Here is a 26401-nt window from a genome sequence, read left to right on the forward strand (position 1 = left end):
GCTATCGTTGATCCGTACACGGCGGACGTACGCGACGCTTCACCTATAACAAAGCCCAAGCGGAGTACCACAGATGGCGTTTTTCACCGCAGCCAGCAAAGCCGACTTCCAGCATCAACTGCAGGTGGCCCTGGCGCAGCACATCAGCGAACAGTCCCTGCCACAAGTGGCGCTGTTCGCCGAGCAGTTCTTCGGCATCATCTCTCTGGACGAACTCACTCAGCGCAGGCTGTCGGACTTGGCCGGCTGCACGCTGTCCGCCTGGCGCATCATCGAGCGCTTCGACCCCGAACACCCGCAGGTGCGGGTCTACAACCCCGATTACGAACGCCACGGCTGGCAATCGACCCACACCGTGGTCGAGGTGCTGCACCATGACCTGCCGTTCCTGGTCGACTCGGTGCGCACCGAGCTCAACCGCCGCGGCTACAGCATCCACACCCTGCAGACCACCGTGCTCAGCGTGCGCCGCAGCGCCAAGGGCGAGTTGGTCGAGTTGCTGCCCAAGGGCACCCAGGGCGAGGGCGTCAGCCATGAGTCGCTGATGTACCTGGAGATCGACCGCTGCGCCAATGCCGCCGAGCTCAACACCCTGAGCATGGAGCTGGAGCAGGTACTGGCCGAAGTGCGCGGCGTGGTCGCCGACTTCGAGCCGATGAAAGCCAAGATCCGCGAGCTGCTGGAACTGGTGGAGCAGAACGCCTTCGGCCCGGCGCAGAACGACAAGGCCGAGGTCAAGAGCTTCCTGTCGTGGCTGCTGGACAACCATTTCACTTTCCTCGGCTACGAGGAGTTCACTGTAGAGTCCGACACCGACGGTGGCCACCTGGTCTACGACGAGGCCTCGTTCCTCGGCCTTGCCCGCCTGCTGCGCGCAGGCCTGGGCGCCGACGACCTGCGCATCGAGGACTACGCCGTCGCCTACCTGCGCGAGCCGCGTCTGCTGTCGTTCGCCAAGGCCTCGCAGCCAAGCCGCGTGCACCGTCCGGCGTACCCGGACTACGTGTCGATCCGCCAGATTGATCAGGACGGCAAGGTCATCAAGGAATGCCGCTTCATGGGCCTGTACACCTCGTCGGTGTACGGCGAGAGCGTGCACACCATCCCGTACATCCGTGGCAAGGTCGCCGAAGTCGAGCGCCGTTCCAACTTCGACCCCAAGGCCCACCTGGGCAAGGAGCTGGCCCAGGTCCTCGAGGTGCTGCCCCGTGACGACCTGTTCCAGACCCCGGTCGACGAACTGCTCAGCACTGTCATGTCGATCGTGCAGATCCAGGAGCGCAACAAGATCCGCGTGTTCCTGCGCAAGGACCCTTACGGCCGCTTCTGCTACTGCCTGGCCTACGTGCCACGTGAGATCTACTCCACCGAGGTGCGGCAGAAGATCCAGCAGGTGCTGATGGAGCGCCTGAAGGCCACCGACTGCGAGTTCTGGACCTTCTTCTCCGAATCGGTGCTGGCCCGCGTGCAGCTGATCCTGCGGGTGGACCCGAAGAACCGCATCGACATCGACCCGCAACAGCTGGAAAACGAAGTGATCCAGGCCTGCCGTTCGTGGCAGGACGACTTCTCGGCGCTGGTGGTGGAGAACTTCGGTGAGGCCCACGGCACCAACATCCTGGCCGACTTCCCGAAAGGCTTCCCGGCCGGCTACCGCGAGCGCTTCGCCGCGCACTCGGCGGTGGTCGACATGCAGCATGTGCTGAACCTGTCGGAAGCCAAGCCGCTGGCCATGAGCTTCTACCAGCCGCTGACCCAGCTGGGCGAGCGCCAGCTGCACTGCAAGCTGTACCACGCCGATACGCCGCTGGCACTGTCGGATGTGCTGCCGATCCTGGAAAACCTCGGCCTGCGCGTGCTCGGCGAGTTCCCTTACCGCCTGCGGCATGCCAGCGGCCGCGAGTTCTGGATCCACGACTTCGCCTTCACCTACAGCGAAGGCCTCAATCTTGATATCCAGCAGCTCAACGACACCTTCCAGGACGCCTTCGTCCATATCGTCAAGGGTGACGCCGAGAACGACGCCTTCAACCGCCTGGTGCTGACCGCCGGTCTGCCGTGGCGCGACGTGGCGCTGCTGCGCGCCTACGCCCGCTACCTCAAGCAGATCCGCCTGGGCTTCGACCTGGGCTACATCGCCAGCACCCTGAACAACCACACCGACATCGCCCGCGAGCTGACCCGGTTGTTCAAGACCCGCTTCTACCTGGCGCGCAAGCTGACCCAGGAGGACCTGGACGACAAGCAGCTGCGCCTGGAGCAGGCGATCCTCAGCGCCCTGGACGAGGTCCAGGTGCTCAACGAGGACCGCATCCTGCGCCGCTACCTGGACCTGATCAAGGCCACCCTGCGCACCAACTTCTACCAGCCGGACGCCAACGGCCAGAACAAGTCGTACTTCAGCTTCAAGTTCAACCCCAAGCTGATCCCGGAACTGCCGAAACCAGTGCCGAAATTCGAGATCTTCGTCTATTCGCCACGGGTCGAGGGCGTGCACCTGCGCTTCGGCAACGTCGCCCGCGGCGGCCTGCGCTGGTCGGACCGCGAAGAGGACTTCCGCACCGAAGTGCTCGGCCTGGTCAAGGCCCAGCAGGTGAAGAACTCGGTGATCGTGCCGGTGGGCGCCAAGGGCGGCTTCCTGCCGCGCCGCCTGCCGCTGGGCGGCAGCCGTGACGAGATCGCCGCCGAAGGCGTGGCGTGCTACCGCATCTTCATTTCCGGCTTGCTCGACATCACCGACAACCTCAAGGACGGTGGCGTGGTGCCGCCGGCCAACGTGGTGCGCCACGATGACGACGACCCGTACCTGGTGGTGGCGGCCGACAAAGGCACCGCGACCTTCTCCGACATCGCCAACGGCATCGCCATCGACTACGGCTTCTGGCTGGGCGATGCGTTCGCCTCCGGCGGCTCGGCCGGCTACGACCACAAGAAGATGGGCATCACCGCCCGTGGCGCCTGGGTCGGCGTGCAGCGTCACTTCCGCGAGCGCGGCATCAACGTGCAGGAAGACCCGATCACCGTGGTCGGTGTCGGCGACATGGCCGGCGACGTGTTCGGCAACGGCCTGCTGATGTCCGACAAGCTGCAACTGGTGGCCGCGTTCAACCACCTGCACATCTTCATCGACCCGAATCCGGACCCGGCCACCAGCTTCGTCGAGCGCAAGCGCCTGTTCGACCTGCCGCGCTCGGCCTGGAGCGACTACGACACCGGCATCATGTCCGAAGGCGGCGGGATCTTCCCGCGCAGCGCCAAGAGCATCGCCATCAGCCCGCAGATGAAGGAACGCTTCGCCATCGAAGCCGACCGCCTGACCCCGACCGAACTGCTGCACGCGCTGCTGCAGGCGCCGGTGGATCTGCTGTGGAACGGCGGTATCGGCACCTACGTCAAGGCCAGCACTGAAAGCCACGCCGATGTCGGCGACAAGGCCAACGACGCCCTGCGCGTCAACGGCAACGAGCTGCGCTGCAAGGTGGTGGGCGAGGGCGGCAACCTGGGCATGACCCAGCTCGGCCGGGTCGAGTTCGGCCTTAACGGCGGCGCCACCAACACCGACTTCATCGACAACGCCGGCGGCGTGGACTGCTCCGACCACGAGGTCAACATCAAGATCCTGCTCAACGAAGTGGTGCAGGGTGGCGACATGACCGAGAAGCAGCGCAACCAGCTGCTGGGCAGCATGACCGACGAAGTTGCAGGGCTGGTACTGGGCAACAACTACAAGCAGACCCAGGCGCTGTCGCTGGCCGCCCGCCGCGCCCGCGAGCGGATTGCCGAGTACAAGCGCCTGATGGCCGACCTCGAGGCCCGTGGCAAGCTGGACCGTGCCATCGAGTTCCTGCCCACCGAGGAGCAGCTGGCCGAGCGCCTGGCCGCAGGCCAGGGCCTGACCCGCGCCGAGCTGTCGGTGCTGATCTCGTACAGCAAGATCGACCTCAAGGAGCAACTGCTCAAGTCGCTGGTGCCGGACGACGACTACCTGACCCGCGACATGGAGACGGCCTTCCCGCCGTCGCTGGTGAGCAAGTTCGCCGACTCGATGCGCCGTCACCGCCTGAAGCGCGAGATCGTCAGCACCCAGATCGCCAACGACCTGGTCAACAACATGGGCATCACCTTCGTCCAGCGCCTGAAGGAGTCCACCGGCATGAGTCCGGCGAACGTCGCCGGCGCCTATGTGATCGTGCGTGACATCTTCCACCTGCCGCACTGGTTCCGCCAGATCGAGGCCCTGGACTACCAGGTCCCGGCCGAGATCCAGCTGACCCTGATGGACGAGCTGATGCGCCTGGGCCGCCGCGCCACTCGCTGGTTCCTGCGCAGCCGTCGCAACGAGCAGGACGCGGGTCGTGACGTCGCCCACTTCGGGCCGGTGCTCGCCCAGCTGGGGCTCAAGCTGGACGAGCTGCTGGAAGGCCCGACCCGCGAGCGCTGGATGGTCCGCTACCAGGGCTTCGTCGAGGCCGGTGTGCCGGAACTGCTGGCGCGCATGGTTGCCGGCACTACCCACCTGTACACCCTGTTGCCGATCATCGAGGCCTCGGATGTCACCGGCCACGATCCGGCGCAGGTGGCCAAGGCGTTCTTCGCCGTGGGCAGCTCGCTGGACCTGACCTGGTACCTGCAGGAGATCAGCAACCTGCCGGTGGAGAACAACTGGCAGGCCCTGGCCCGCGAGGCGTTCCGCGACGACATCGACCTGCAGCAGCGGGCGATCACCATCTCCGTGCTGCAGATGGCCGACGCGCCGCAAGACATGGATGCACGGGTAGCGCTGTGGTGCGAGCAGCATCGGGTGATGGTCGAGCGCTGGCGCGCCATGCTCGACGATCTGCGCAACGCCACCGGCACCGACTATGCGATGTACGCGGTGGCCAACCGCGAGCTGGTCGACCTGGCGATGAGCGGGCAGGCGGCGGTGATTCCGTCCTGAGCCTTGCATTGAGGTAAAAGAAAGCCCCGGCAGTGATGCCGGGGCTTTTTCATTTGTCTGGGGGAGGCGAGGCGTGGGAGCGGGCTTGCCCCGCGATTGCGTCGGATCAGGCCATGGTCAATCGCGGGGCAAGTCGCATCGGCGCACCGCCGCTCCCACGCTGTCCGTACCGAACCTGTTTCCACAGGTTCGCAGCGGCTTACTTGAACCTGCGCTCCACGCCTTTCTCCACCAGGATCTTCGCCGAGATCTCCTCCACCGAGAAATGCGTGGAGTTGATGTTGGGAATGTTCTCCCGACGGAACAGGTTCTCCACCTCACGCACCTCGAACTCGCACTGGGCAAAGCTCGAATAGCGGCTGTTGGGCTTGCGCTCGTGGCGGATGGCGGTCAGGCGGTCGGGGTCGATGGTCAGGCCGAACAGCTTGCTGTGGTGCTTCTTCAGCACCGCCGGCAGCTGCAGGCGCTCCATGTCGTCCTCGGTCAGCGGGTAGTTGGCGGCGCGGATGCCGAACTGCATGGCCATGTACAGGCAGGTCGGGGTCTTGCCGCAACGCGACACGCCAACCAGGATCAGGTCGGCCTTGTCGTAGTAGTGGGTGCGCGCGCCGTCGTCGTTGTCGAGGGCGAAGTTGACTGCCTCGATACGCTCCATGTAGTTGGAATTGCCGCCGATCGAGTGGGATTTGCCCACGGAATACGACGAATGGGCGGTCAATTCTTGCTCGAGCGGGGATAAAAACGTCGAGAAGATGTCGATCATGAAGCCATTGGACGTGGCCATGACCTCACGGATGTCCTGGTTGACGATGGTGTCGAAAATGATCGGACGCACCCCGTCGCGCTCGGCCGCGGCGTTGATCTGCTGGACCATGGCCCGGGCCTTGTCCAGCGTGTCGATGTAGGGGCGCGTGAATTTATTGAACGGAATGCTCTCGAATTGTGCGAGCAGGCTCTGGCCCAGCGTTTCTGCAGTGATGCCGGTACCGTCGGAGATGAAGAACGCGGTTCGTTTCATTTGCACCTGGGGGCCTTAAGCTGCCGAAGATTTCTGGATATGATAGGTTCGGTTTGCCGAACGCGGTTGCTCGGCATTCTCACTTATTTTCCAGGTCCAGGCCACAAGCGTCCGGCCCAGTCAGTCAGGCAGGCGGGCGCCCTTGAGCTTTTCCAATACAGTTAGTGGAGAGATCACCTTGGTAGAGTACGTAGTTTCCCTCGATAAGCTCGGCGTCCATGATGTGGAGCATGTGGGGGGCAAGAACGCATCCCTGGGCGAGATGATCAGTAACCTCGCAGGTGCCGGTGTCTCGGTGCCGGGCGGCTTTGCCACTACGGCTCAGGCGTACCGCGATTTTCTCGAACAAAGTGGCCTCAACGACCGCATCCACGCCGCGCTCGATGCGCTGGACGTCGATGACGTCAACGCCCTGGCCAAGACCGGCGCGCAGATCCGCCAGTGGGTGATGGAAGCCGATTTCCCGGCGCGTCTTGATTCGGAAATCCGTACGGCCTTCGCCGAGATGGCCGGTGGCAACGAAAACATGGCCGTGGCCGTGCGTTCCTCGGCCACCGCCGAAGACCTGCCGGATGCCTCCTTTGCCGGGCAGCAGGAGACCTTCCTCAACATCCGTGGCGTCGATAACGTGATCCGCGCGGCCAAGGAAGTATTCGCCTCGCTGTTCAACGACCGCGCCATTTCCTACCGCGTGCACCAGGGCTTCGACCACAAGCTGGTGGCCCTGTCCGCCGGCGTGCAGCGCATGGTCCGCTCCGAGACCGGCACCGCCGGCGTGATGTTCACCCTCGACACCGAGTCGGGCTTCCGCGACGTGGTGTTCATCACCGGCGCCTACGGCCTGGGTGAAACCGTGGTGCAGGGCGCGGTCAACCCTGACGAATTCTACGTGCACAAGCAGACCCTGCAGGCCGGCCGTCCGGCGATCCTGCGCCGCAACCTGGGCAGCAAGGCGATCAAGATGGTCTACGGCGACGAGGCCAAGGCCGGTCGTTCGGTCAAGACCGTCGAGGTCGAGCGCGCCGAGCGCGCGCGCTTCTGCCTGAGCGACGCCGAGGTCAACGAGCTGGCCAAGCAGGCGATGATCATCGAGCAGCACTACCAGCGTCCGATGGACATCGAGTGGGCCAAGGACGGTGACGACGGCAAGCTGTACATCGTCCAGGCCCGTCCCGAGACCGTGAAGAGCCGTTCCAGCGCCAATGTCATGGAGCGCTACCTGCTCAAAGAGAAGGGCACCGTGCTGGTCGAGGGCCGTGCCATCGGCCAGCGCATCGGCGCCGGCAAGGTCCGCGTGATCAACGATGTCTCGGAAATGGACAAGGTCCAGCCGGGCGACGTGCTGGTCTCGGACATGACCGACCCGGACTGGGAACCGGTGATGAAGCGCGCCAGCGCCATCGTCACCAACCGCGGCGGGCGTACCTGCCACGCGGCGATCATCGCCCGTGAACTGGGCATTCCGGCCGTCGTCGGCTGCGGCAACGCCACCCAGGTCCTGAAAGACGGCCAGGGCGTCACCGTGTCCTGCGCCGAAGGCGACACCGGCTTCATCTTCGAAGGCGAGCTGGGCTTCGACGTCAAGCAGAACTCGGTCGATGCCATGCCTGAACTGCCGTTCAAGATCATGATGAACGTCGGCAACCCGGACCGCGCCTTCGACTTCGCCCAGCTGCCCAACGCCGGGGTCGGCCTGGCACGTCTGGAATTCATCATCAACCGCATGATCGGCGTGCACCCCAAGGCGCTGCTCAACTACGCCGGCCTGCCGCCGGAGCTGAAGGAAAGCGTCGACAAGCGCATCGCCGGCTACGACGACCCGGTCGGCTTCTATGTCGAGAAGCTGGTCGAGGGCATCAGCACCCTGGCCGCGGCCTTCTACCCGAAAAAGGTCATCGTGCGCCTGTCGGACTTCAAGTCCAACGAATACGCCAACCTGATCGGCGGCAAGCTCTACGAGCCGGAAGAAGAGAACCCGATGCTGGGCTTCCGCGGCGCCTCGCGCTACATCAGCGAATCGTTCCGTGACTGCTTCGAGCTCGAGTGCCGTGCGCTGAAGCGCGTGCGCAACGAGATGGGCCTGACCAACGTCGAGATCATGGTGCCGTTCGTGCGCACCCTGGGCGAAGCCAGCCAGGTCGTCGACCTGCTTGCCGAGAACGGCCTGGCCCGCGGTGACAACGGCCTGCGCGTGATCATGATGTGCGAGCTGCCGTCCAACGCCATCCTCGCCGAAGAGTTCCTCGAGTACTTCGACGGCTTCTCCATCGGCTCCAACGACCTGACCCAGCTGACCTTGGGCCTGGACCGCGACTCGGGCATCATCGCGCACCTGTTCGATGAACGTAACCCGGCCGTGAAGAAGCTGCTGGCCAACGCCATCGCCGCGTGCAACAAGGCCGGCAAGTACATCGGCATCTGCGGTCAAGGCCCGTCGGACCACCCGGACCTGGCCAAGTGGCTGATGGAGCAGGGTATCGAGAGCGTGTCGCTGAACCCGGACTCGGTGCTCGAGACCTGGTTCTTCCTGGCCGAGGGCCAGGGCGCGGCGTGATGCGCTGAAGGCAACACACTGTGGGAGCGGGCTTGCCCCGCGATAGCGCCAGATGGGACAGCAGTGTCTGTAGGTCTGGTTCAATCGCGGGGCAAGCCCGCTCCCACGTTCATATCCTCAGTTTGTTTGTGAGCCCATGCAAAGCAGCAGCACCCAATTCCCCGTCGCGTTGCTCAGTGCCGAGCGCCGCGGCGACCTCAGCGAAGACGTCTACCGGATCAAGGCCGGCAACAGCCCCGATCCGAGCGTCGAGCTGGCCGTCACCCGCCTGGGCCTGGCTGATCAGGAACACGCCCAGGGCGTGCCGGTCATTCTCCTGCACGGCAGTTTCTCCAACCGGCGCTTCTGGTACTCGCCCAAGGGCATCGGTCTGGGCGCCTACCTGGCCCGCGCCGGTTTCGATGTGTGGATCCCGGAGATGCGTGGCCACGGCCTGTCGCCGCGCAACCGCGACTGGCGGCAGAACCGCGTGGCCGACTATGCGCGCTACGACCTGCCGGTGATCGGCGCCTTCGTTCGCGAGCAGGCCGGGCAGGCGCCGCACTGGGTCGGCCACTCGCTGGGCGGCACCACCCTGGCGGCGGCGCTGGGCAGCGGTTACCTGGACGCTGGGCTGGTGGCCAGCGCGGCGCTGTTCGGCACCCAGGTCAGCCGGGTCTACTGGCCACTGAAAGTGCCGCCGGTGGAGTGGGGCGCGCGCGTGCTGCTCAAGCGCTTCGCGCAGATCTCGGGTTCGCGCCTCAAGCGTGGTCCGGAGGACGAACCCATCGGCCTGGCTTTGGAGAGCCTGCGCTGGAATGGCCTGTTCGGCCGCTTTGGCGACAAGGACAAGGACTGGTGGGCGGGCCTGGCCGAGGTCGAGGTGCCGCTGCTGGCGGTGGCCGGGGCCGGCGACTTCCAGGACCCGGTGTGGGCCTGCCGCAAGCTGTTCGAGCAATTTGGCGGTGACGCCAGGCAGTTCCTGCGCCTGGGGCGCGAGGAGGGCTTCGAGGCCTTCGGGCATGTCGACATGTTGGTCAGCAAGGCGGCGCAAACCCAGGTGTGGCCGCTGGTGGAGCGCTGGCTGAGGGATCCGCGGGTGCCGGTGCATGCCTCGACGGTGGTGATGGAGCCGGTGCCCGTCAATTGATTGCGTGTCGGCTTCTTCGCAGCTAAAGGCGAACTGACTGCTCGGTCCCGGATGACTGCCGGCCTCCTGCGGTGTAGCCTTGCTCCACATCCGCTTTCGTTGTGACTGACAGGAGTTTCCCATGCAGCATTACGTAACGCCCGACCTGTGCGACGCCTACCCGGACCTGGTCCAGGTGCTCGAACCCATGTTCAGCAACTTCGGCGGCCACGACTCGTTCGGTGGCCAGATCGTCACCATCAAGTGCTTCGAGGACAACTCGCTGGTCAAGGAGCAGGTCGAGCTCGACGGCAAGGGCAAGGTCCTGGTGGTCGACGGCGGCGGCTCGCTGCGCCGCGCGCTGCTGGGCGACATGCTCGCCGAGAAGGCGGCGAAGAATGGCTGGGAAGGCCTGCTGATCTACGGCTGCGTGCGTGACGTGGACGTGCTGGCGCAGACCGATGTCGGCATCCAGGCACTGGCCAGTCACCCGATGAAGACCGACAAGCGCGGCATCGGCGACCTCAATGTCGCGGTGACCTTCGCCGGCGTGACCTTCCGCCCGGGCGAGTACGTGTATGCCGACAACAACGGTGTGCTGGTCTCGCCAAGCCCGCTGAAAATGCCCGAGTGACGCGCCGTACACCGATGGAGCTTTGATGTTCGAGGAAGACAACGCGCAGTGGGGCCTGGTGCATGCCCTGGTGCTCGATGGCAAGGGTGGCGCGCGCTCGATAGCCCGCACCGAGCTGGACGACCTGCAGTTGCAGCCCCAGGAGAGCCTGTGGCTGCACTGGGATCGCAGTCACCCGCAGACCCGCACCTGGCTGCTTCACGACAGCGGCCTCAGCGAGTTCGCCTGCGAACTGCTGCTGGAGGAGAACACCCGTCCGCGCCTGCTGCCGCTGGCCAACGAGCAGATGCTGCTGTTCCTGCGCGGGGTCAATCTCAACCCGGGCGCCGAGCCCGAGGACATGGTCTCGGTGCGCATCTTCGCCGAGGCGCGGCGGGTCATTTCCCTGCGTTTGCGGCCTCTGCGGGCGAGTGACGAGGTCTTGCAGCAACTGGACGAGGGCAGGGGGCCGAAAACCGCCTCGGAACTGCTGTTGCTGATGGGCGAGCTGTTGACCGAAAAGGTCCAGGCGCTGGTCAGCGACCTGTCCGAAGCGGTCGATCTGGAGGAAGAAAAGGCAGAATCCGACGAACGGTATTCTCCGGCCCAGGGCAGCCTGCAGCAGATCCGTCGCCGCGCCGCCGGCCTGCGGCGTTTCCTCGCCCCCCAGCGCGACATCTATGCCCAGCTATCGCGCAATAAATGTAGCTGGTTCGCCGATGCCGATGGGGACTACTGGAACGAGCTGAACAACAGCCTGATCCGCTACCTCGAAGAGCTCGAGCTGGCCCGCGAGCGCGCCGCGCTGGTGTTGGAAAGCGAGGACCGGCGGCGCAGCGAGCGGATGAACCGGACCATGTACCGGTTCGGCATCATCACCTGCATCTTCCTGCCCATGAGCTTTATTACCGGGCTGCTGGGGATCAATGTCGGCGGCATTCCGGGCTCCGACAGCCCCTATGGATTCCTGTTCGCCAGCCTGATCGTGCTGGGGCTGGCGGTGGGGCAGTGGCTGCTGTTCCGGCGGTTGCGGTGGGTGTGATGTGTCTTGTCGCGGGGCAAGCCCGCTCCCACGCTCTGAGCGTGGTTCCGTGGGTGCGGGCTTGCCCCGCGATGGGCTCGCACACTCATTTTGAAACATTCGTCCCACATCCCTGTGTGACCCATCGCTCGGCGCCCTCGTCTTTGACTGACATTGCGCGAGGTGCCCATGCACGATCCGTTTGAAGAATCCCTGCGCGACCTGCTCAAGGCGTCGCCGTCCGGCCATGACCGCGACGATGCCGCTTGCCTGGGTCGCGTGCTCAAGACCGCCAACCGCCAGGTCGGCGCGGGCGATCTGTTCAGCCTGCTTGGCCGCTGGAGCCAGGCGCTGCTGATCGCCGTGAACAATGGCTCGGCGCACGTCGCGCCGGTCCGTCGCAACTCTACCCGCAAACCTGCCGCCGGCAGCAACGCAGATAAGGCCGATTGAATATGGAACTCGATCTCTGGACCCAGAGCCTGGTCACCGCCATGACTGCCCTTTGGACCAAGGTGGCGAACTTCATCCCCAACCTGTTCGGCGCGCTGGTCGTGGTGCTGCTCGGCTTCGTCGTGGCCAAGCTGCTCGATACCCTGCTGTCCAAGGTGCTCGCCAAGTTCGGCCTGGATCGCCTGATGAGCGGTACCGGGCTGACCAAGATGCTCGCCCGGGTCGGCATCCAGGTGCCGATCTCGACCCTGATCGGCAAGATCGTCTACTGGTTCGTGCTGCTGATCTTCCTGGTCTCGGCCGCGGAATCCCTGGGGCTCGAGCGGGTCTCGGCGACCCTCGACATGCTCGCCCTGTATCTGCCCAAGGTGTTTGGCGCGGCCCTGGTGCTGCTGGCCGGCGTGCTCCTGGCGCAACTGGTCAACGGCCTGGTGCGCGGCGCCGCCGAGGGCATCGGCCTGGAATATGCCGCCGGCGTCGGGCGCATCGCCCAAGGCCTGGTGATCATCATCAGCATCTCGGTGGCCATCAGCCAGCTCGAGGTCAAGACCGACCTGCTGAACCACGTGATCGTCATTGGCTTGATTACCGTTGGTCTGGCAATTGCGTTGGCCATGGGCCTGGGCAGCCGGGAAATCGCCGGGCAGATCCTGGCCGGCATCTATGTGCGCGAGCTGTATCAGGTCGGCCAGCAGGTGCGGATTGGCGAGGTCGAAGGCCACATCGAGGAGATCGGCACGGTCAAGACGACCCTGCTGACCGATGATGGCGAACTGGTGTCGCTGTCTAATCGCGAGCTGCTCGAGCAGCGCGTGAATAGCCGCTAACCGCACAAAAGCTGTTAATGTATGCCGCCGCAAAAATCGGCCCTGGGGGCCGAGCGGCGACATTGACCTGACTGTCGGCCAGATCCGTTTTGAATAAAGTTCATTCGCCGCCCATGCGCTATGACCCCCGCGAGCTCACCGACGAGGAGTTGGTGGCGCGTTCGCATGAGGAGCTGTTTCATGTCACCCGCGCCTACGAGGAGCTGATGCGCCGCTACCAGCGCACGCTGTTCAACGTCTGCGCGCGCTACCTGGGGAACGATCGGGATGCCGACGATGTCTGTCAGGAGGTGATGCTCAAGGTGCTCTACGGGTTGAAGAACTTCGAGGGCAAGTCCAAGTTCAAGACCTGGCTCTACAGCATCACCTACAACGAATGCATCACCCAGTACCGCAAGGAGCGCCGCAAGCGCCGGTTGATGGATGCCCTGAGTCTGGACCCTGTCGAAGAGGCGTCCGAGGACAAGGCACCGAAGCCGGAGGAGAAAGGCGGGCTGGATAAATGGCTGGTGCATGTGAATCCGATCGACCGGGAAATCCTGGTGCTGCGATTTGTCGCGGAGCTGGAATTCCAGGAGATCGCGGACATCATGCACATGGGCCTGAGCGCCACGAAAATGCGCTACAAGCGTGCGCTCGACAAGCTTAGAGAGAAATTTGCAGGCCTGGCTGAAACTTAGTGGCCAGCAAATACCTCTAACCAACCGGCAAGTTCTGCTAGACTTGCCGTCGAGTTGTCCCCCGGATGTTGGTGGGACTGCTTAACTATCACCAGATGGGGATTTAACGGATGAAATTGAAAAACACCTTGGGCTTGGCCATTGGCTCGCTCGTGGCCGCTACTTCGTTCGGCGTTCTGGCTCAAGGCCAAGGCGCTGTCGAAATCGAAGGCAACGTTACCAAGCAGTACTACGACAGCGAACGTAACTTCAAGAACACCGGCACCAATCCAGGTGTTCGCCTCGGTTACTTCCTGACCGACGACGTCTCCCTGGACCTGGGCTACAACGAGACCCACAACGCTCGTGGTGAAGTCTTCAACAAAGACATCAAAGGCTCCAAGACCAAGCTGGACGCCACCTACCACTTCGGTACCGTCGGCGACGCCCTGCGTCCGTACGTTTCCGCTGGTTTCGCTCACGAGAGCCTGGGCCAGGCCACTCGCGGCGGCCGTGACCACTCCACCTTCGCCAACGTTGGCGCTGGCGCCAAGTGGTACATCACCGACATGTTCTTCGCCCGTGCCGGCGTCGAAGCCATGTACAACATCGACAACGGCAACACCGAGTGGGGCCCGACCGTTGGTCTGGGTCTGAACTTCGGTGGCAGCGGTGGCCAGAAAGCCGCTCCTGCGCCGGCTCCAGTTGCCGAAGTCTGCTCCGACAGCGACAACGACGGCGTCTGCGACAACGTCGACAAGTGCCCTGACACCCCAGCCAACGTTACCGTTGACGCTGATGGCTGCCCGGCTGTTGCCGAAGTCGTTCGCGTTGAGCTGGACGTCAAGTTCGACTTCGACAAGTCGGTCGTCAAGACCAACAGCTATGGCGACATCAAGAACCTGGCTGACTTCATGAAGCAGTACCCACAGACCACCACCACCGTGGAAGGTCACACTGACTCCGTGGGTCCAGACGCTTACAACCAGAAGCTGTCCCAGCGTCGTGCCGATGCCGTCAAGAAAGTCCTGACCCAGGACTACGGTGTTGAGTCGAGCCGTGTTGATTCGGTTGGCTACGGTGAGACCCGTCCGGTCGCCGACAACGCCACCGAAGCTGGCCGCGCCGTCAACCGTCGCGTAGAAGCTCAGGTAGAAGCCCAGTCCAAGTAATTGGTCTGACGCTTCATGAAAAACCCGGCCTCGGCCGGGTTTTTCTTTGCCTGGGATTTCTCGAGGTACACCTTGCCTCCCCCTGTAGGAGCGTGGCGCGTCTACGTGATCAGCGTTTGAGCATTACCAGCAACAACACCATGTTCAACAGCAACGACACCAACCCAATCGTGCGCCACACCTTCAACGGCTCGCGCTCCAGCAGCGGCCGTGGCCGTTCGTCCAACTCCTGGCGATCCCCCCGCTCCAGCAACAGCAACCACTGCTCGGCGGTCTCGAAGCGCTGCGCCGGATCTGCTGCCACCGCCTGCAACAGGTTGCGTTGCAACCACTCCGGTAAATCAGGTCGATACCGCGCCGGGTTCACTGGCGTGCCGAAGCGTGGCCGCTGGAACGCCTCGACCTCGCCGTAGGGGTAGTGGCCGGTGAGCAGGTGGTAAAGCGTCACGCCCACGGCATACAGGTCCTGTCGTGGCGCGGGGGGTAGGCCGTCGAAGGCTTCCGGGGCGAGGAACGAGGGCGTGCCCGGCAGGGCATGAGGCGGGTCCTCGGAAAGCCCAGGGCAGTACGCCAGACCGAAGTCCAGCAGGCGCAGTTGGCCATCGCTGCCGTGGTGCAGGTTGTCCGGCTTGATGTCGCGGTGCAGCAGGTTGCGCCGATGCAGCACGCCGACGGCCTGCAGCAACTGGCGGGCGACCTCCAGCCATTGCGCCAATGGTAGCGGGGGCTGCCCGGCCAGGGTCGTGCCCGGGTATTCGCGCATCAGGTAGTACAGGTGCTGGCGTTGGCTGGCCGGATGTACCTCAGGGAAGTGACGGCCGGCGACCCGACGCAGGAACCATTCCTCCAGCAACAACGCCTGGGCGGCGCCGGGCTCCTGATCGCGGGACTGCGGCAGGGTCTTGAGCAGCCAGGACTGGCCTTGCGGGTCGCGGACCCGGTATAGCAGCGATTGCCGACTCTGGGCCAGCAGGCCGTCGACCTGCCAGCCATCAATCGACTGACCGTCACGCAGCGCGCCCGGCAACGGCCATTGCTGGAGCTGTGCCAGGGCGTCGCCCAGGGTGCTGGGGCCCAACTGGTCGACCCGCACCAGCAGGGCGCTGGCGTTGTCCTGACTGCCGCAGTGATGGGCGCTGGTGACCAGAGTGTCGGCGGCCACCTGCAAATCGGATTGTTCGCGCAGGATCGAGCGGATGTGCGCATCGCCCAGGCTGGCCCACACGCCGTCGCTGAGCAGCACGAAGCACTCGCCTTGGCGCAGGTCGCCTTCCAGGTAGTCCACCAGCAGGTGCTGGTCCAGCCCCAGCGCGCGCTTGAGCACATGCTGCATGCCGGGTTGGTCCCAGACATGGTCTTCACTCAGGCAGTGCAGTTGGTCGCCCTGCCAGCGATACACCCGGCAATCACCGACATGGGCCAGGGTGAATCGCTTTCCGCGTAACACCAGGGCGCTGAGGGTGGTCAGCAGCGGCTGGCCATTGCCCTGGGCACGCAGCCAGCGGTTCTGCGCCGTGAGCAGGCGGTCCAGGGCCTGGGTCACGCCCCAGGTGGCGGGCGTGGCGTAATAATCCAGGGCCAGGGCCTGCAGGCTGGCCCGTGCCGCCAGGCCACCGTCGGCGCACTGGCTGACGCCGTCGGCCAGTGCGCACAGGTAGCCCTTGCTGGCGGCCAGCTCCGGCGCGGGGGTCACCAGGCGCAGGGCATCCTGGTTTTCCGGGCGCGGCCCGGTGGCGCTGGCCTGGGCAAAGCTCAGTCGCAGACTCATGGCGCGGCCTCAGACCCGCGCTGCGGTGATCGCCGCCGAGCCCCAGGTGGTGCGCCAGCGTTGCTTGACCCCATGCAGGCCGAACCAGGCCAGCAGGCCGAGGCTGGCGAACAGCCACAGGCCGAGCTGGTAGTCGCCGGTATGCTGCTTGATGGTGCCCAGGCCTGCGGCAAGCAGGAAACCGCCGATGCCACCCGCCATGCCGATCAGCCCGGTCATCACGCCGATCTCCTGACGGAAACGCTGTGGTACCAGCTGGAACACCGCGCCATTGCCGGCACCCAGTCCGAGCATGGCACTGACGAACAGGGCCAGGGCCGCCGCCGCGCTGGGCAGGTTGAAGCCCACCGCGGCGATGCACACGGCGGCCACGCCGTACATCGCCAGCAGGGTGCGGATCCCGCCGAAACGGTCGGCCAGGGCACCGCCGAGCGGGCGCATCAGGCTGCCGGCGAACACACAAGCGGCGGTGTAGTAGCCAGCAGTCACCGGGCTCAGGCCGTACTGGTCGCTGAAGTAGCCGGGCAGGGCGCTGGCCAGGCCGATGAAGCCGCCGAAGGTCACGCTGTAGAAGAACATGAACCACCAGCTATCCCTGTCACCCAGGGCCTTGAGGTAGTCGGCCATGGCCTTGGGCCTGGGGCGTTGGGGCGCATTGCGCGCCATCAGGGCGAACAGCGCAAGCGTCAGCAGCAAGGGCAGCACGGCGAAGCCGAACACATTGTTCCAGCCGAAGCCTGCGGCCAGCGCCGGGGCCAGCAGCGCGGCGAACACCGTGCCGGAGTTGCCGGCCCCGGCGATGCCCATGGCCTTGCCCTGGTGCTGGGGTGGATACCACTGCGAGGCCAGCGGCAGGGACACGGCGAACGAGGCCCCGGCGAAGCCGAGGAACACGCCCAGCAGCAAAGCCTGCTCGTAGCTGCGCACCCCCAGGTGCCAGGCGCAGGCCAGGGCGACGATCACGATGACCTGGCCGATCAGCCCGGCGGTCTTGGGCGACAGGCGATCGACCAGCAGGCCCATGGCGAAGCGCAGCACCGCGCCGGCCAGGATCGGCGTGGCGACCATCAGGCCCCGTTGCTGTGCGCTCAGTTGCAGGTCGGCGGCGATCTGCACCGCCAGGGGGCCGAGCAGGTACCAGACCATGAAGCTCAAGTCGAAATACAGGAAGGCGGCGAACAGCGTGGGCACATGCCCGGATTTCCAGAAGCTCGTATTCATCGAACACCTCGTTGGGCGCGGAAACGAAAAGACGCCACTGCCCGGTCCACGGCTGTGGGAGGGCAAGCGACGTCTTTGTCAGGGTATGGGGGCAACCGCCGTTGGCTACCGGGGTTATGTTCAGCAAGAGCCGGGCCAAGTGTAATGGCGTCAGCCCAGCATCTCCGACATGGCAATGATCTGTTCCGCCACCTGGATCAGCTTCTGCTGGCGGCTCATGGCCTGGCGGCGCATCAAGGTGTAGGCCTGTTCCTCGTTGCAGTCCTTCATCTTCATCAGCAGGCCCTTGGCCTGCTCGATGCGCTTGCGCTCGGCCAGTTGCTGGTCGCGGGCCATCAACTGGGCCTTGAGCGCCTGGTCGCTTTCGAAGCGGGCCATGGCCACGTCGAGGATCGGTTGCAGGCGCGTGGCCTGGATACCCTCGACGATGTACGCGCTGACCCCGGCCTGGATCGCCTGGCGCATCACACCGGGGTCATGCTCGTCGGTGAACAGCACGATGGGGCGCGGCCGGTCGCGGCTGACCAGCACCACCTGTTCCATCACGTCCCGGCCCGGTGACTCGGTATCGATCAGCACCACGTCCGGGTGCACCGTTTCGACACAGGCGGGCAGGTCGATGCTGAGGCTACCCGCCTCGATCACCTCGAAGCCGGCCTCGATCAGGGCGGCCTTGAGGCGGCCGACCTTCTTTTCCGTGTCGTCGATCAGCAGGATACGCAACATAGCCGGGCCCTCAGCGATGGGCGCGGGCGCCAGGCGCCGCGTCCAGGGCGTGCAGGGCGAAGCTGCGCGCATAGCCATGGGGGTCGCTGCCGTCCCAGCGACTGCCATCGATCAGCAGGCTGCTGCGCATGGGCGGGTCGGCGCAGGGGACACCCAGCGCCGTGGCGGCCTCGCGGTACAGCGCCAGCTGCTGCACCTGGCCGGCGACGGCCAGGTAGTCCGGGTCGTCACGCAGCAGGCCCCAGCGGCGGAACTGGGTCATGAACCACATGCCGTCGGACAGGTACGGCAGGTTGGCCCGACCCTGGTCGAACAGGCGCAGGCCGTGAGGATCGTGCCAACGATGGCCCAGGCCGTCCTGGTAGTCGCCGAGCAGGCGCGGCTCGATGCTGCCGACCGGGGTGTCCAGGTAGGCGCTGCCACTGAGCAGTTGCGCGGCGCCTTGGCGGTTCTCCTGGCTCTGCTCGATGAAGCGCGCGGCGGCGAGTACCGACTTGATCAGCGCTCGGGCGCTGTTGGGGTACTGTTCGACGAAGCCGCGGGCACTGGCCAGGACCTTTTCCGGATGGTCGGGCCAGATCGACTGGCTGGTGGCCAGGGTGAAGCCCTGGCCCCTGGCGAGGGCGTCCGCCGACCAAGGCTCGCCGACACAGAAACCGTCGATGCGTCCGGCCTGCAGGTGGGCGGCCATCTGCGCCGGGGGCACCACCACGCTGGTCACGTCGCGCAGCGGGTGGATGCCCTGGCTGGCCAGCCAGTAGTAGAGCCACAGGGCATGGGTGCCGGTGGGGAAGGTCTGGGCGAAGGTCAGCCGTGCGCCCTGTTGGTGCACCAGTCGCGCCAGTGCCTCGGGGTTGGTCACGCCTTTGCGTTGCAGTGCGGGGGAGAGGTTGATGGCCTGGGCGTTCTGGTTAAGGCCCATGAGCACGGCCAGGGGGCTGGCGGGCACGCCGCCGATGCCCAGGTGCACCGCGTACACCAGGCCATAGAGGCAGTGGGCGGCGTCCAGCTCGCCGCTGACCAGCTTGTCGCGCAGCCCGGCCCAGGAGGCCTGGCGGCGCAGGTTGAGGGTCAGGCCGAACTGCTGGGCGAAGCCCTGGGTGGCGGCGACCACCACCGAGGCGCAGTCGGTCAGGGCCATGAAACCAATGTCCAGGCTGGGCTTTTCCGGCGCGTCGCTGCCGTTGACCCAGGCCAGGGGCGTTGTCGGGAGGGGTGTGTTCACGAGAATCCTCGGGCATTCGCGGATGGCTGCATGCAGCTGACTTAGCAACCCATGTGCCATGGCCCTGTCGCCCCGGCGGCGCGCTGGCTATAATCGCCCCCTCACACACCGCGAGTCCGCCCGCCCATGTATACCCTGGCCCGCCAGCTGCTGTTCAAGCTCTCCCCGGAAACCTCCCACGACCTGTCGCTGGACCTGATCGGCGCCGGTGGCCGCCTTGGGCTCAATGGCCTGCTGTGCAAGCAGCCAGCGGCGTTGCCGGTGACGGTGATGGGCTTGAACTTCGCCAACCCGGTCGGCCTGGCCGCCGGCCTGGACAAGAACGGCGCGGCCATCGACGGCTTTGCCCAGCTGGGCTTCGGTTTCGTCGAGATCGGCACCGTGACGCCGCGTCCGCAGCCGGGCAACCCCAAGCCGCGGCTGTTCCGCCTGCCGGAAGCAACGGCCATCATCAACCGCATGGGCTTCAACAACCTGGGCGTCGACCACTTGCTGGCGCGGGTGCGTGCCGCGAAGTACACCGGCGTGCTGGGCATCAACATCGGCAAGAACTTCGACACCCCGGTCGAGCGGGCCCAGGACGACTACCTGATCTGCCTGGAGAAGGTCTACAACGACGCCAGCTACATCACCGTCAACGTCAGCTCGCCGAATACCCCGGGCCTGCGTTCGCTGCAGTTCGGCGATTCGCTCAAGCAACTGCTCGATGCCCTGGCCGAGCGCCGTGAGCAGCTGGCGCAGGCGAACGGCAAGCGCGTACCGCTGGCGATCAAGATCGCGCCGGACATGAGTGACGAGGAGACCGCCCTGGTGGCGGCGGCGCTGGTCGAGTCGGGGATGGATGCGGTGATCGCCACCAACACCACCCTGGGGCGCGAGGGCGTCGAAGGCCTGCCGTATGGCGGTGAGGCAGGCGGCCTGTCGGGGGCGCCGGTGCTGACGAAGAGCACCCACACGGTCAAGGTGCTGGCCGGTGAGCTGGGTGGCAAGCTGCCGATCATCGCGGCGGGCGGGATCACCGAAGGACGCCATGCGGCTGAGAAGATCGCCGCAGGGGCGAGCCTGGTGCAGATCTATTCGGGCTTCATCTATAAAGGTCCGGCGCTGATCCGTGAGGCGGTGGATGCCATTGCCGCGATGCCGAAACCATGAAATGAACCGGTAACTGTGGGAGCGGGCTTGTCCCGCGATGGTGCCAGGACACGTTGTCTGGGCGGACGCCATCGCGGGGCAAGCCCGCTCCCACGTTGCCCGTTGGGTGGGGTGAAAAAAGGGGCATAAAAAAGGGCCCCTTCAAAGGGGCCCCTGGGCCGCAGCCCGCCGCCCGGATAGGGCGCGCATGGTGACTCGAATTCAGTGTCCTCGTTCAGCCAAGTGCGTGGTTTTCGTTTCGGGTAGAAATGCCAGCGATGCCGGTTTCAGCGTTCCAGTAAGCTTCACGGCCGTTGCGCCAACCGTTCATCCAGTTTTGATGGCCAGCTGTACCTTCCTGTTTTGGGCACAGTTCTCGGGATTTACCTTGCATGCCGTATTGAAAGCCGCGTGAAAAATCTTTCTCCGACGAGTTACGCTTCATTCTTCTATCACTCATAAGGTATTGCCCTCACTTGTTGACTGAAATGTCCCGTCGACCTCTCCGAGGCCGGGCAGAGTCGTTCTGCCGAAGTGCACCCGCTGCTGGCGTGGCGGGTTGAAAGTGCCGCCCCGTTGCGGTGCGGCCTGAGATCAGTTCTAACGAATGCGAGTCACAGTGTGAATGATCGATTTGTCATAAGGACGTAACCTTTCCGAGGGTGAGGGGATAAGTAAATAAATGCGACTCAACCTTGTTTGCCGTTGAGCCCGCTATGATCAGGGTTTACCCAACCTTGACGTCAATTGGCCAGCGTTGCTGGATGATGACAGTAATATTTGGTAATGCGACGAAGGGTCACATCTGAACCCAGCGTCCACGCAATTTTCATACTGCTCGACGATCAAAGCCTTTTTCGCCACCCGGCAAAGGCATGATCGACCGGGCGGCCAGGCCTGGCGAGCGTTTCGCCGGGCCACCCGGGCGCCTCGTGGAAAGGCGTGCGGGCAAACAGCGGCAGCCGATGCGTCGGCTCGCCATCTACCTAGCCAAAGGCTCTGGATTGCACATGTCGGACCGTTTCGAACTTTACCTTACCTGCCCCAAGGGTCTTGAAGGCCTGCTCGCCGAGGAAGCCCGTCAACTGGGCCTGAACGAGGTGCGTGAGCACACCTCGGCCATTCGCGGCGACGCCGACATGGAAACCGCCTATCGCCTGTGCCTCTGGTCGCGTCTGGCCAACCGCGTGCTGCTGGTACTCAAGCGCTTCTCGATGAAGAACGCCGACGACCTGTACGATGGCGTGCATGCCGTCGACTGGGCCGACCACCTGGCGGCCGATGGCACCCTGGCGGTGGAGTTCAGCGGCCATGGCTCGGGCATCGACAACACCCACTTCGGCGCGCTCAAGGTCAAGGATGCGATCGTCGACAAGCTGCGCAACCGCGAAGGCCTGCGTCCGTCGGTGGAGAAGGTCGATCCGGATGTGCGCGTGCACCTGCGCCTGGACCGTGGCGAGGCGATCCTGTCCCTCGACCTGTCCGGCCACAGCCTGCACCAGCGTGGCTATCGCCTGCAGCAGGGCGCGGCACCCTTGAAGGAAAACCTGGCGGCGGCGGTGCTGATCCGCTCTGGTTGGCCACGTATTGCGGCCGAGGGCGGGGCCCTGGCCGACCCGATGTGCGGCGTCGGCACCTTCCTGGTCGAGGCGGCGATGATCGCCGCCGATATCGCCCCCAACCTCAAGCGCGAGCGCTGGGGCTTCAGCGCCTGGCTCGGCCATGTGCCGGCGCTGTGGCGCAAGGTCCACGACGAGGCCCAGGCCCGGGCTCAGGCCGGCCTGGCCAAGCCGCCGCTGTGGATCCGCGGCTACGAGGCTGACCCGCGGTTGATCCAGCCGGGGCGCAACAACGTCGAGCGCGCGGGCCTGGGCGACTGGGTGAAGATCTACCAGGGTGAGGTGGCCAGCTTCGAGCCGCGCCCGGACCAGAACCAGAAAGGCCTGGTGATCAGCAACCCGCCGTACGGCGAGCGCCTGGGTGACGAAGCCAGCCTGCTGTACCTCTACCAGAACCTCGGCGAGCGCCTGCGTCAGGCCTGCATGGGCTGGGAGGCGGCGGTGTTCACTGGTGCGCCGGAACTGGGCAAGCGCATGGGCATCCGCAGCCACAAGCAATATGCCTTCTGGAACGGTGCGTTGCCGTGCAAGCTGTTGCTGTTCAAGGTCCAGCCCGACCAGTTCGTGACCGGTGATCGTCGTTCGGCCCAGGCCGAGGCGGCTGAGGGCGAGCCTCGTCGCCAGGCCCCGGTGGCCAGCGAGCCGGCGCGCCTGTCGGAAGGCGCGCAGATGTTCGCCAACCGCCTGCAGAAGAACTTCAAGCAGCTGGGCAAATGGGCCCGTCGCGAGAAGGTCGATTGCTACCGTGTGTACGATGCCGACATGCCTGAGTACGCCCTGGCGGTCGACCTGTATCACGACTGGGTGCATGTGCAGGAGTACGCCGCGCCCCGCTCGATCGATCCGGACAAGGCCCAGGCGCGCCTGCTCGACGCGCTGAGCGCGATTCCCCAGGCCCTCGGCGTCGATCCTCAGCGTGTGGTGCTCAAGCGCCGGGAGCGCCAGACCGGCACTCGCCAGTACGAGCGCCAGGCCACCGAAGGACGCTTCCAGGAGGTCAACGAAGGCGGCGTCAAGCTGCTGGTCAACCTCACCGACTACCTGGACACCGGATTGTTCCTCGACCACCGCCCGATGCGCATGCGTATCCAGCGCGAGGCGGCGGGCAAGCGTTTCCTCAATCTGTTCTGCTACACCGCCACGGCCACCGTGCACGCGGCCAAGGGCGGCGCGCGCAGCACCACCAGCGTTGACCTGTCGAAGACCTACCTGGACTGGGCGCGGCGCAACCTGTCGCTCAACGGTTTCTCCGAGCGCAACCGCCTGGAGCAGGGCGATGTCATGGCCTGGCTGGAGAATGCCCAGGATAGCTACGACCTGATCTTCATCGACCCGCCGACCTTCTCCAACTCCAAGCGCATGGAAGGGGTGTTCGACGTGCAGCGCGACCATGTGCAACTGCTCGACCTGGCCATGGCGCGCCTGGCCCCGGGAGGTGTGCTGTACTTCTCCAACAACTTCCGCAAGTTCCAGCTCGACGAGCACCTGGCGACGCGGTACGTGGTGGAGGAGATCAGTGCCCAGACCCTGGACCCGGACTTCGCCCGCAACAACCGCATCCACCGCGCCTGGCAGTTGCGCCTGCGCTGAACCGACGAGGTACGTGGCGCGCCTGCTGGCCAGTGGCTATAACTCAGGACAGGGCGGGACAATACGCAGGACGCTGACCTTGGTTGGAGTCCTCTATGTCGACCCCGGGCGTACCTGCGAAGCGGCTTGGCCTGCTCGGCGACGAGTTGTCGGCCTGGGGCGTGGCCCTGGCGGCGCTGGTTGCCGGGGCGCTGCTCACGGCAGCCCTGGCGATCGCCACCCAGACCTTCTACCAGCAGCAACTGCGCCAGCGCTTCGAGCTGCTGGCCAGTGAGCGCTACAGCCGTATCGCCGAGCGTTTCGAGGAGCAGGAACAGCGCCTGGACGGCCTGCGTCGGTTCTTCGCCTATGCTACTGAAATCACCCCCCGTGAGTTCGATGGCTATGCACGTCCCTTGCTGCATCGCACCCAGGCCTACTCCTGGGCACCGCGGGTAACGGCCCCGCAGCGCGAGGAATTCGAGCGGCGCGCCAGTGCCTTGCTCGGCCAGCCTTACCAGATACGCGACCTCGACGACCAAGGCGATTGGCAGGCCGCGCCGGCGCGCGATCACTACTATCCGGTCCTGTACACCCAGGCGACGAGCCGCCAGGCCCAGCCCTACGGCTTCGACCTGGGCGGACAGCCGCTGCGCGCCGCGACCCTGGCCCGGGCCGTGAGCCCCGGCAGCATGGCGGTGTCGGCGCCGCTGGACATGATCAACGTCGAGCCGACCTATACCCGTGGCGTGCTGATAGTCGCCCCGGTGTTCGCCGAGCAAGCGTCTGCGGGCGAGCCGCCCCGAGGCTACGTCATGGCCTTGCTGAGCCTGCATCAGCTGATCGCCGAGAGCCTGCCGACGGTGGCCGACGACAACCTGGTGGTGCGCATCCTCGACCTGTCCACCGAGGGTGGGCACGAGGTGTTGTTCGATTCGGGGATGCCGCCGGCGCGGATGGGATTTGCCAGCAGTCACCTGCTGCACCTGGCTGACCACCATTACCAGCTCGATATTCGCCCCAGCCAGAGCTTTCTCGCCGCCAATCGCTCGTCGGCGGTGCCGGTGGTGGCGTTGCTCGGCGGCCTGCTCAGCGTGTTGCTGGCGTTGTTGCTGTACAGCCTGTTCAGCCAGCGCCAGCGCGCCCTGGGCCTGGTGGCCCGGCGCACCGCCGAGCTGCGCGTCAGCGAGCAGTCATTGCGCGAGACCCACAACCAGTTGCGCAGCGTGCTCGATGCCGCGACCCAGGTGGCGATCATCGCCACCAGCCTGCGCGGGGTGATCGGCACCTTCAACGCGGGCTCCGAGCGCATGCTGGGCTATTCGGCTGGCGAGGCGCTGGGCCAATTGCGGCTCGAGGATCTGGTCCTGCCCGAAGAGTTGCACCAGCGTGCCCACGCCTTGAGCGTGCGATTCGGTCGTGAGGTCGGCGCGGGTCAGGCGATGTTCGCCGAGACGGTGCAGGAGGGCGGCGCGGAGCCTGGGGACTGGACGCTGGTGCGCAAGGATGGCAGTCACTTGCTGGCCAACATGCTGGTGACGGCGGTGCTGGACGAGCAGGGGTTGTGGGTGGGCTACCTGGCGATCTGCATCGATGTCACCGAGCGGCGCCGGGTGCACGAGGCCCTGGCGGCCCGCGACCGGCTGCTGGAAAAACTCAGCGCGGAGGTGCCTGGCGGGATCTACCAGTATCGTCTGGATGCCGATGGTCATTCCTGTTTCCCCTATGCCAGCCAGGGTCTGCACGACATCTATGAGGTGGACCTGGCGTTGCTGCGCCAGGACGCCGCTGCGGTGTTCGAGCGTATTCATCCGGACGACCTGGAGCGGGTGCGGCGCTCGGTGCGCTACTCCGCCGAGTACCTGTCGCCGTGGCGTGAGGAGTACCGGGTGTGCCTGCCGCGGGCGGGGTTGCGTTGGGTACGGGGGGAGGCGACTCCGGAAATCGGCGAGCACGGCAGTACGCTCTGGCATGGGTACCTGACTGATATCTCGGACCTAAAGCGGGTAGAGGAGGAGCTGCGGGCGCTGTCGGTGACCGATGCCCTGACCGGGATCTATAACCGGCGCTATTTCCAGGAGCGGTTGCGCAACGAACTGGATCGGGCGCAGCGGGATGGGTTGGACCTGGCGGTGATCATGCTGGATATCGATCACTTCAAGCGGATCAACGATCAATATGGGCATGCGGTGGGGGATCATGTGCTGCGCAGCCTGTGCCAGCGGATCGGGCAGCGGCTGCGGCGCACCGATGTGTTTTGCCGGTTGGGTGGGGAGGAGTTCATGGTGCTGTGTCCGGGGAGCAATGCCGAGCAGGCGCGGATGCTGGCGCAGGAGTTGTGGCAGGGGGTGCGGAGTGTGCCGGTGGAGGGGGTGGGGCGGGTGACGGCGAGCTTTGGCGTGGCGGGGTGGCGGGTTGGGGAGGGGGCTGATGCGTTGTTGTTGCGGGCGGATGCTGGGGTTTATGTGGCTAAGCAGGGAGGGCGGGATCGGGTTGAGGGCGAGTTGTCTTGAAGTGGGTTGTATATTTTAATTGGTTGGTTAGTTGGTTAGTTGGTTAGTTGGTTAGTTGGTTAGTTGGTTGGTTGGTTGGTTGGTCGGTTAGTTTGGCTGGTTGCTCTTGCTCTTGCTCTTGCTCTTGCTCTTGCTCTTGCTCTTGCTCTTGCTCTTGCTCTTGCTCTTGCTTCTAAGTGCGCGGTAGTTCAGGCAACACCAATTGCGACTTCAGGAGGCCGAGCGGAGTTCTTGCGGAGGGAGGTGACGGGCATGGATGCCCGTC

Annotated in this window: 18 protein-coding genes; 12 read left to right on the forward strand and 6 right to left on the reverse strand. The window is 65.1% G+C overall.

Translation table 11 applies throughout. The annotated features are described in order from the left end of the window. Window positions 1–73 precede the first annotated feature (73 nt). Window positions 74–4939 carry an NAD-glutamate dehydrogenase gene (locus HU735_RS19325; RefSeq protein ID WP_186714817.1) on the forward strand — a complete coding sequence of 1622 codons (4866 nt, stop codon included), beginning with the start codon at window positions 74–76 and terminating at the stop codon, window positions 4937–4939. A gap of 199 nt (window positions 4940–5138) precedes the next feature. Here the strand turns inward: HU735_RS19325 and HU735_RS19330 are convergent, their stop codons facing one another. Beyond that, the gene (locus HU735_RS19330; RefSeq protein ID WP_028692934.1) at window positions 5139–5957 is read right to left on the reverse strand and encodes a pyruvate, water dikinase regulatory protein; all 819 of its coding nucleotides are present in this window, start codon (window positions 5955–5957) and stop codon (window positions 5139–5141) included. A gap of 178 nt (window positions 5958–6135) precedes the next feature. Here HU735_RS19330 and ppsA point away from each other — a divergent pair, with 178 nt between their 5' ends. The 8 genes from ppsA (at window position 6136) to HU735_RS19370 (ending at window position 14364) form a co-directional block, all read left to right on the forward strand. Continuing rightward, entirely contained in the window at window positions 6136–8511 is a 2376-nt protein-coding gene (ppsA, locus tag HU735_RS19335) for a phosphoenolpyruvate synthase (RefSeq protein WP_028692935.1), read from the forward strand. A gap of 136 nt (window positions 8512–8647) precedes the next feature. Then, a complete protein-coding gene (locus HU735_RS19340) occupies window positions 8648–9640 on the forward strand; it encodes an alpha/beta hydrolase (RefSeq protein ID WP_186714818.1) in 993 nt (330 codons plus the stop codon). A gap of 121 nt (window positions 9641–9761) precedes the next feature. Beyond that, complete coding sequence (gene rraA, locus HU735_RS19345) at window positions 9762–10253, forward strand: ribonuclease E activity regulator RraA (RefSeq protein ID WP_023630330.1); 492 nt, start codon at window positions 9762–9764, stop codon at window positions 10251–10253. A gap of 25 nt (window positions 10254–10278) precedes the next feature. Further along, on the forward strand, window positions 10279–11274 hold the full coding sequence (locus HU735_RS19350) for a zinc transporter ZntB (RefSeq protein ID WP_186714819.1): 996 nt from the start codon (window positions 10279–10281) through the stop codon (window positions 11272–11274). Between the two features lie 168 nt (window positions 11275–11442). After that, the gene (locus HU735_RS19355; protein WP_186714820.1) at window positions 11443–11706 is read left to right on the forward strand and encodes a CrfX protein; all 264 of its coding nucleotides are present in this window, start codon (window positions 11443–11445) and stop codon (window positions 11704–11706) included. 2 nt (window positions 11707–11708) lie between these two features. After that, on the forward strand, window positions 11709–12533 hold the full coding sequence (locus HU735_RS19360; RefSeq protein ID WP_050704758.1) for a mechanosensitive ion channel domain-containing protein: 825 nt from the start codon (window positions 11709–11711) through the stop codon (window positions 12531–12533). Window positions 12534–12646: 113 nt separating this feature from the next. Continuing rightward, entirely contained in the window at window positions 12647–13213 is a 567-nt protein-coding gene (gene sigX / locus HU735_RS19365) for an RNA polymerase sigma factor SigX (RefSeq protein WP_050704759.1), read from the forward strand. Between the two features lie 110 nt (window positions 13214–13323). Further along, entirely contained in the window at window positions 13324–14364 is a 1041-nt protein-coding gene (locus HU735_RS19370; protein WP_186714821.1) for an OmpA family protein, read from the forward strand. A 109-nt stretch (window positions 14365–14473) separates the two neighbouring features. On the opposite strand, the gene HU735_RS19375 is transcribed toward HU735_RS19370, so the two are convergent. The 4 genes from HU735_RS19375 to HU735_RS19390 all read right to left on the reverse strand — a co-directional run bounded on the left by HU735_RS19375 (window position 14474) and on the right by HU735_RS19390 (window position 19304). After that, on the reverse strand, window positions 14474–16132 hold the full coding sequence (locus HU735_RS19375) for a bifunctional protein-serine/threonine kinase/phosphatase (RefSeq protein WP_186714822.1): 1659 nt from the start codon (window positions 16130–16132) through the stop codon (window positions 14474–14476). 9 nt (window positions 16133–16141) lie between these two features. Further along, window positions 16142–17353, reverse strand: coding sequence for a nitrate/nitrite transporter (locus tag HU735_RS19380; RefSeq protein ID WP_186714823.1), 1212 nt, complete (start codon window positions 17351–17353; stop codon window positions 16142–16144). Window positions 17354–17503: 150 nt separating this feature from the next. After that, the gene (locus HU735_RS19385; RefSeq protein WP_050704763.1) at window positions 17504–18079 is read right to left on the reverse strand and encodes an ANTAR domain-containing protein; all 576 of its coding nucleotides are present in this window, start codon (window positions 18077–18079) and stop codon (window positions 17504–17506) included. 10 nt (window positions 18080–18089) lie between these two features. Next, a complete protein-coding gene (locus tag HU735_RS19390; RefSeq protein WP_346655371.1) occupies window positions 18090–19304 on the reverse strand; it encodes a CmpA/NrtA family ABC transporter substrate-binding protein in 1215 nt (404 codons plus the stop codon). Window positions 19305–19430: 126 nt separating this feature from the next. Here HU735_RS19390 and HU735_RS19395 point away from each other — a divergent pair, with 126 nt between their 5' ends. Then, window positions 19431–20456 (forward strand): quinone-dependent dihydroorotate dehydrogenase, encoded by a 1026-nt coding sequence (locus HU735_RS19395; RefSeq protein WP_186714825.1) that lies wholly within the window; start codon window positions 19431–19433, stop codon window positions 20454–20456. 214 nt (window positions 20457–20670) lie between these two features. Here HU735_RS19395 and HU735_RS19400 read toward each other — a convergent pair whose 3' ends face one another. Then, window positions 20671–20895, reverse strand: a complete 225-nt coding sequence (locus tag HU735_RS19400) for a ribosome modulation factor (RefSeq protein WP_186714826.1) — start codon at window positions 20893–20895, stop codon at window positions 20671–20673. Window positions 20896–21445: 550 nt separating this feature from the next. Between HU735_RS19400 and rlmKL the strand changes: the two genes are divergently transcribed. After that, complete coding sequence (gene rlmKL, locus HU735_RS19405; protein ID WP_186714827.1) at window positions 21446–23644, forward strand: bifunctional 23S rRNA (guanine(2069)-N(7))-methyltransferase RlmK/23S rRNA (guanine(2445)-N(2))-methyltransferase RlmL; 2199 nt, start codon at window positions 21446–21448, stop codon at window positions 23642–23644. 95 nt (window positions 23645–23739) lie between these two features. Next, window positions 23740–26136 carry a diguanylate cyclase gene (locus HU735_RS19410; RefSeq protein WP_186714828.1) on the forward strand — a complete coding sequence of 799 codons (2397 nt, stop codon included), beginning with the start codon at window positions 23740–23742 and terminating at the stop codon, window positions 26134–26136. The last annotated feature ends 265 nt before the right edge of the window (window positions 26137–26401 follow it).

This window comes from Pseudomonas sp. BW16M2, assembly GCF_014268865.1.
GTDB lineage: Bacteria > Pseudomonadota > Gammaproteobacteria > Pseudomonadales > Pseudomonadaceae > Aquipseudomonas > Aquipseudomonas peradeniyensis.

Bases quoted from the DNA above. Each gene is read 5' to 3' on its own strand.
- HU735_RS19350 (WP_186714819.1), top strand. From the start codon at position 10,279: ATGTTCGAGGAAGACAACGCGCAGTGGGGCCTGGTGCATGCCCTGGTG.
- HU735_RS19380 (WP_186714823.1), bottom strand. From the start codon at position 17,353: ATGAATACGAGCTTCTGGAAATCCGGGCATGTGCCCACGCTGTTCGCC.
- HU735_RS19400 (WP_186714826.1), bottom strand. From the start codon at position 20,895: ATGAGTGATAGAAGAATGAAGCGTAACTCGTCGGAGAAAGATTTTTCA.
- HU735_RS19330 (WP_028692934.1), bottom strand. From the start codon at position 5,957: ATGAAACGAACCGCGTTCTTCATCTCCGACGGTACCGGCATCACTGCA.
- sigX (WP_050704759.1), top strand. From the start codon at position 12,647: ATGCGCTATGACCCCCGCGAGCTCACCGACGAGGAGTTGGTGGCGCGT.
- HU735_RS19410 (WP_186714828.1), top strand. From the start codon at position 23,740: ATGTCGACCCCGGGCGTACCTGCGAAGCGGCTTGGCCTGCTCGGCGAC.
- HU735_RS19370 (WP_186714821.1), top strand. From the start codon at position 13,324: ATGAAATTGAAAAACACCTTGGGCTTGGCCATTGGCTCGCTCGTGGCC.
- HU735_RS19385 (WP_050704763.1), bottom strand. From the start codon at position 18,079: ATGTTGCGTATCCTGCTGATCGACGACACGGAAAAGAAGGTCGGCCGC.
- HU735_RS19395 (WP_186714825.1), top strand. From the start codon at position 19,431: ATGTATACCCTGGCCCGCCAGCTGCTGTTCAAGCTCTCCCCGGAAACC.
- rlmKL (WP_186714827.1), top strand. From the start codon at position 21,446: ATGTCGGACCGTTTCGAACTTTACCTTACCTGCCCCAAGGGTCTTGAA.
- rraA (WP_023630330.1), top strand. From the start codon at position 9,762: ATGCAGCATTACGTAACGCCCGACCTGTGCGACGCCTACCCGGACCTG.
- HU735_RS19360 (WP_050704758.1), top strand. From the start codon at position 11,709: ATGGAACTCGATCTCTGGACCCAGAGCCTGGTCACCGCCATGACTGCC.
- HU735_RS19375 (WP_186714822.1), bottom strand. From the start codon at position 16,132: ATGAGTCTGCGACTGAGCTTTGCCCAGGCCAGCGCCACCGGGCCGCGC.
- HU735_RS19325 (WP_186714817.1), top strand. From the start codon at position 74: ATGGCGTTTTTCACCGCAGCCAGCAAAGCCGACTTCCAGCATCAACTG.
- HU735_RS19340 (WP_186714818.1), top strand. From the start codon at position 8,648: ATGCAAAGCAGCAGCACCCAATTCCCCGTCGCGTTGCTCAGTGCCGAG.
- HU735_RS19355 (WP_186714820.1), top strand. From the start codon at position 11,443: ATGCACGATCCGTTTGAAGAATCCCTGCGCGACCTGCTCAAGGCGTCG.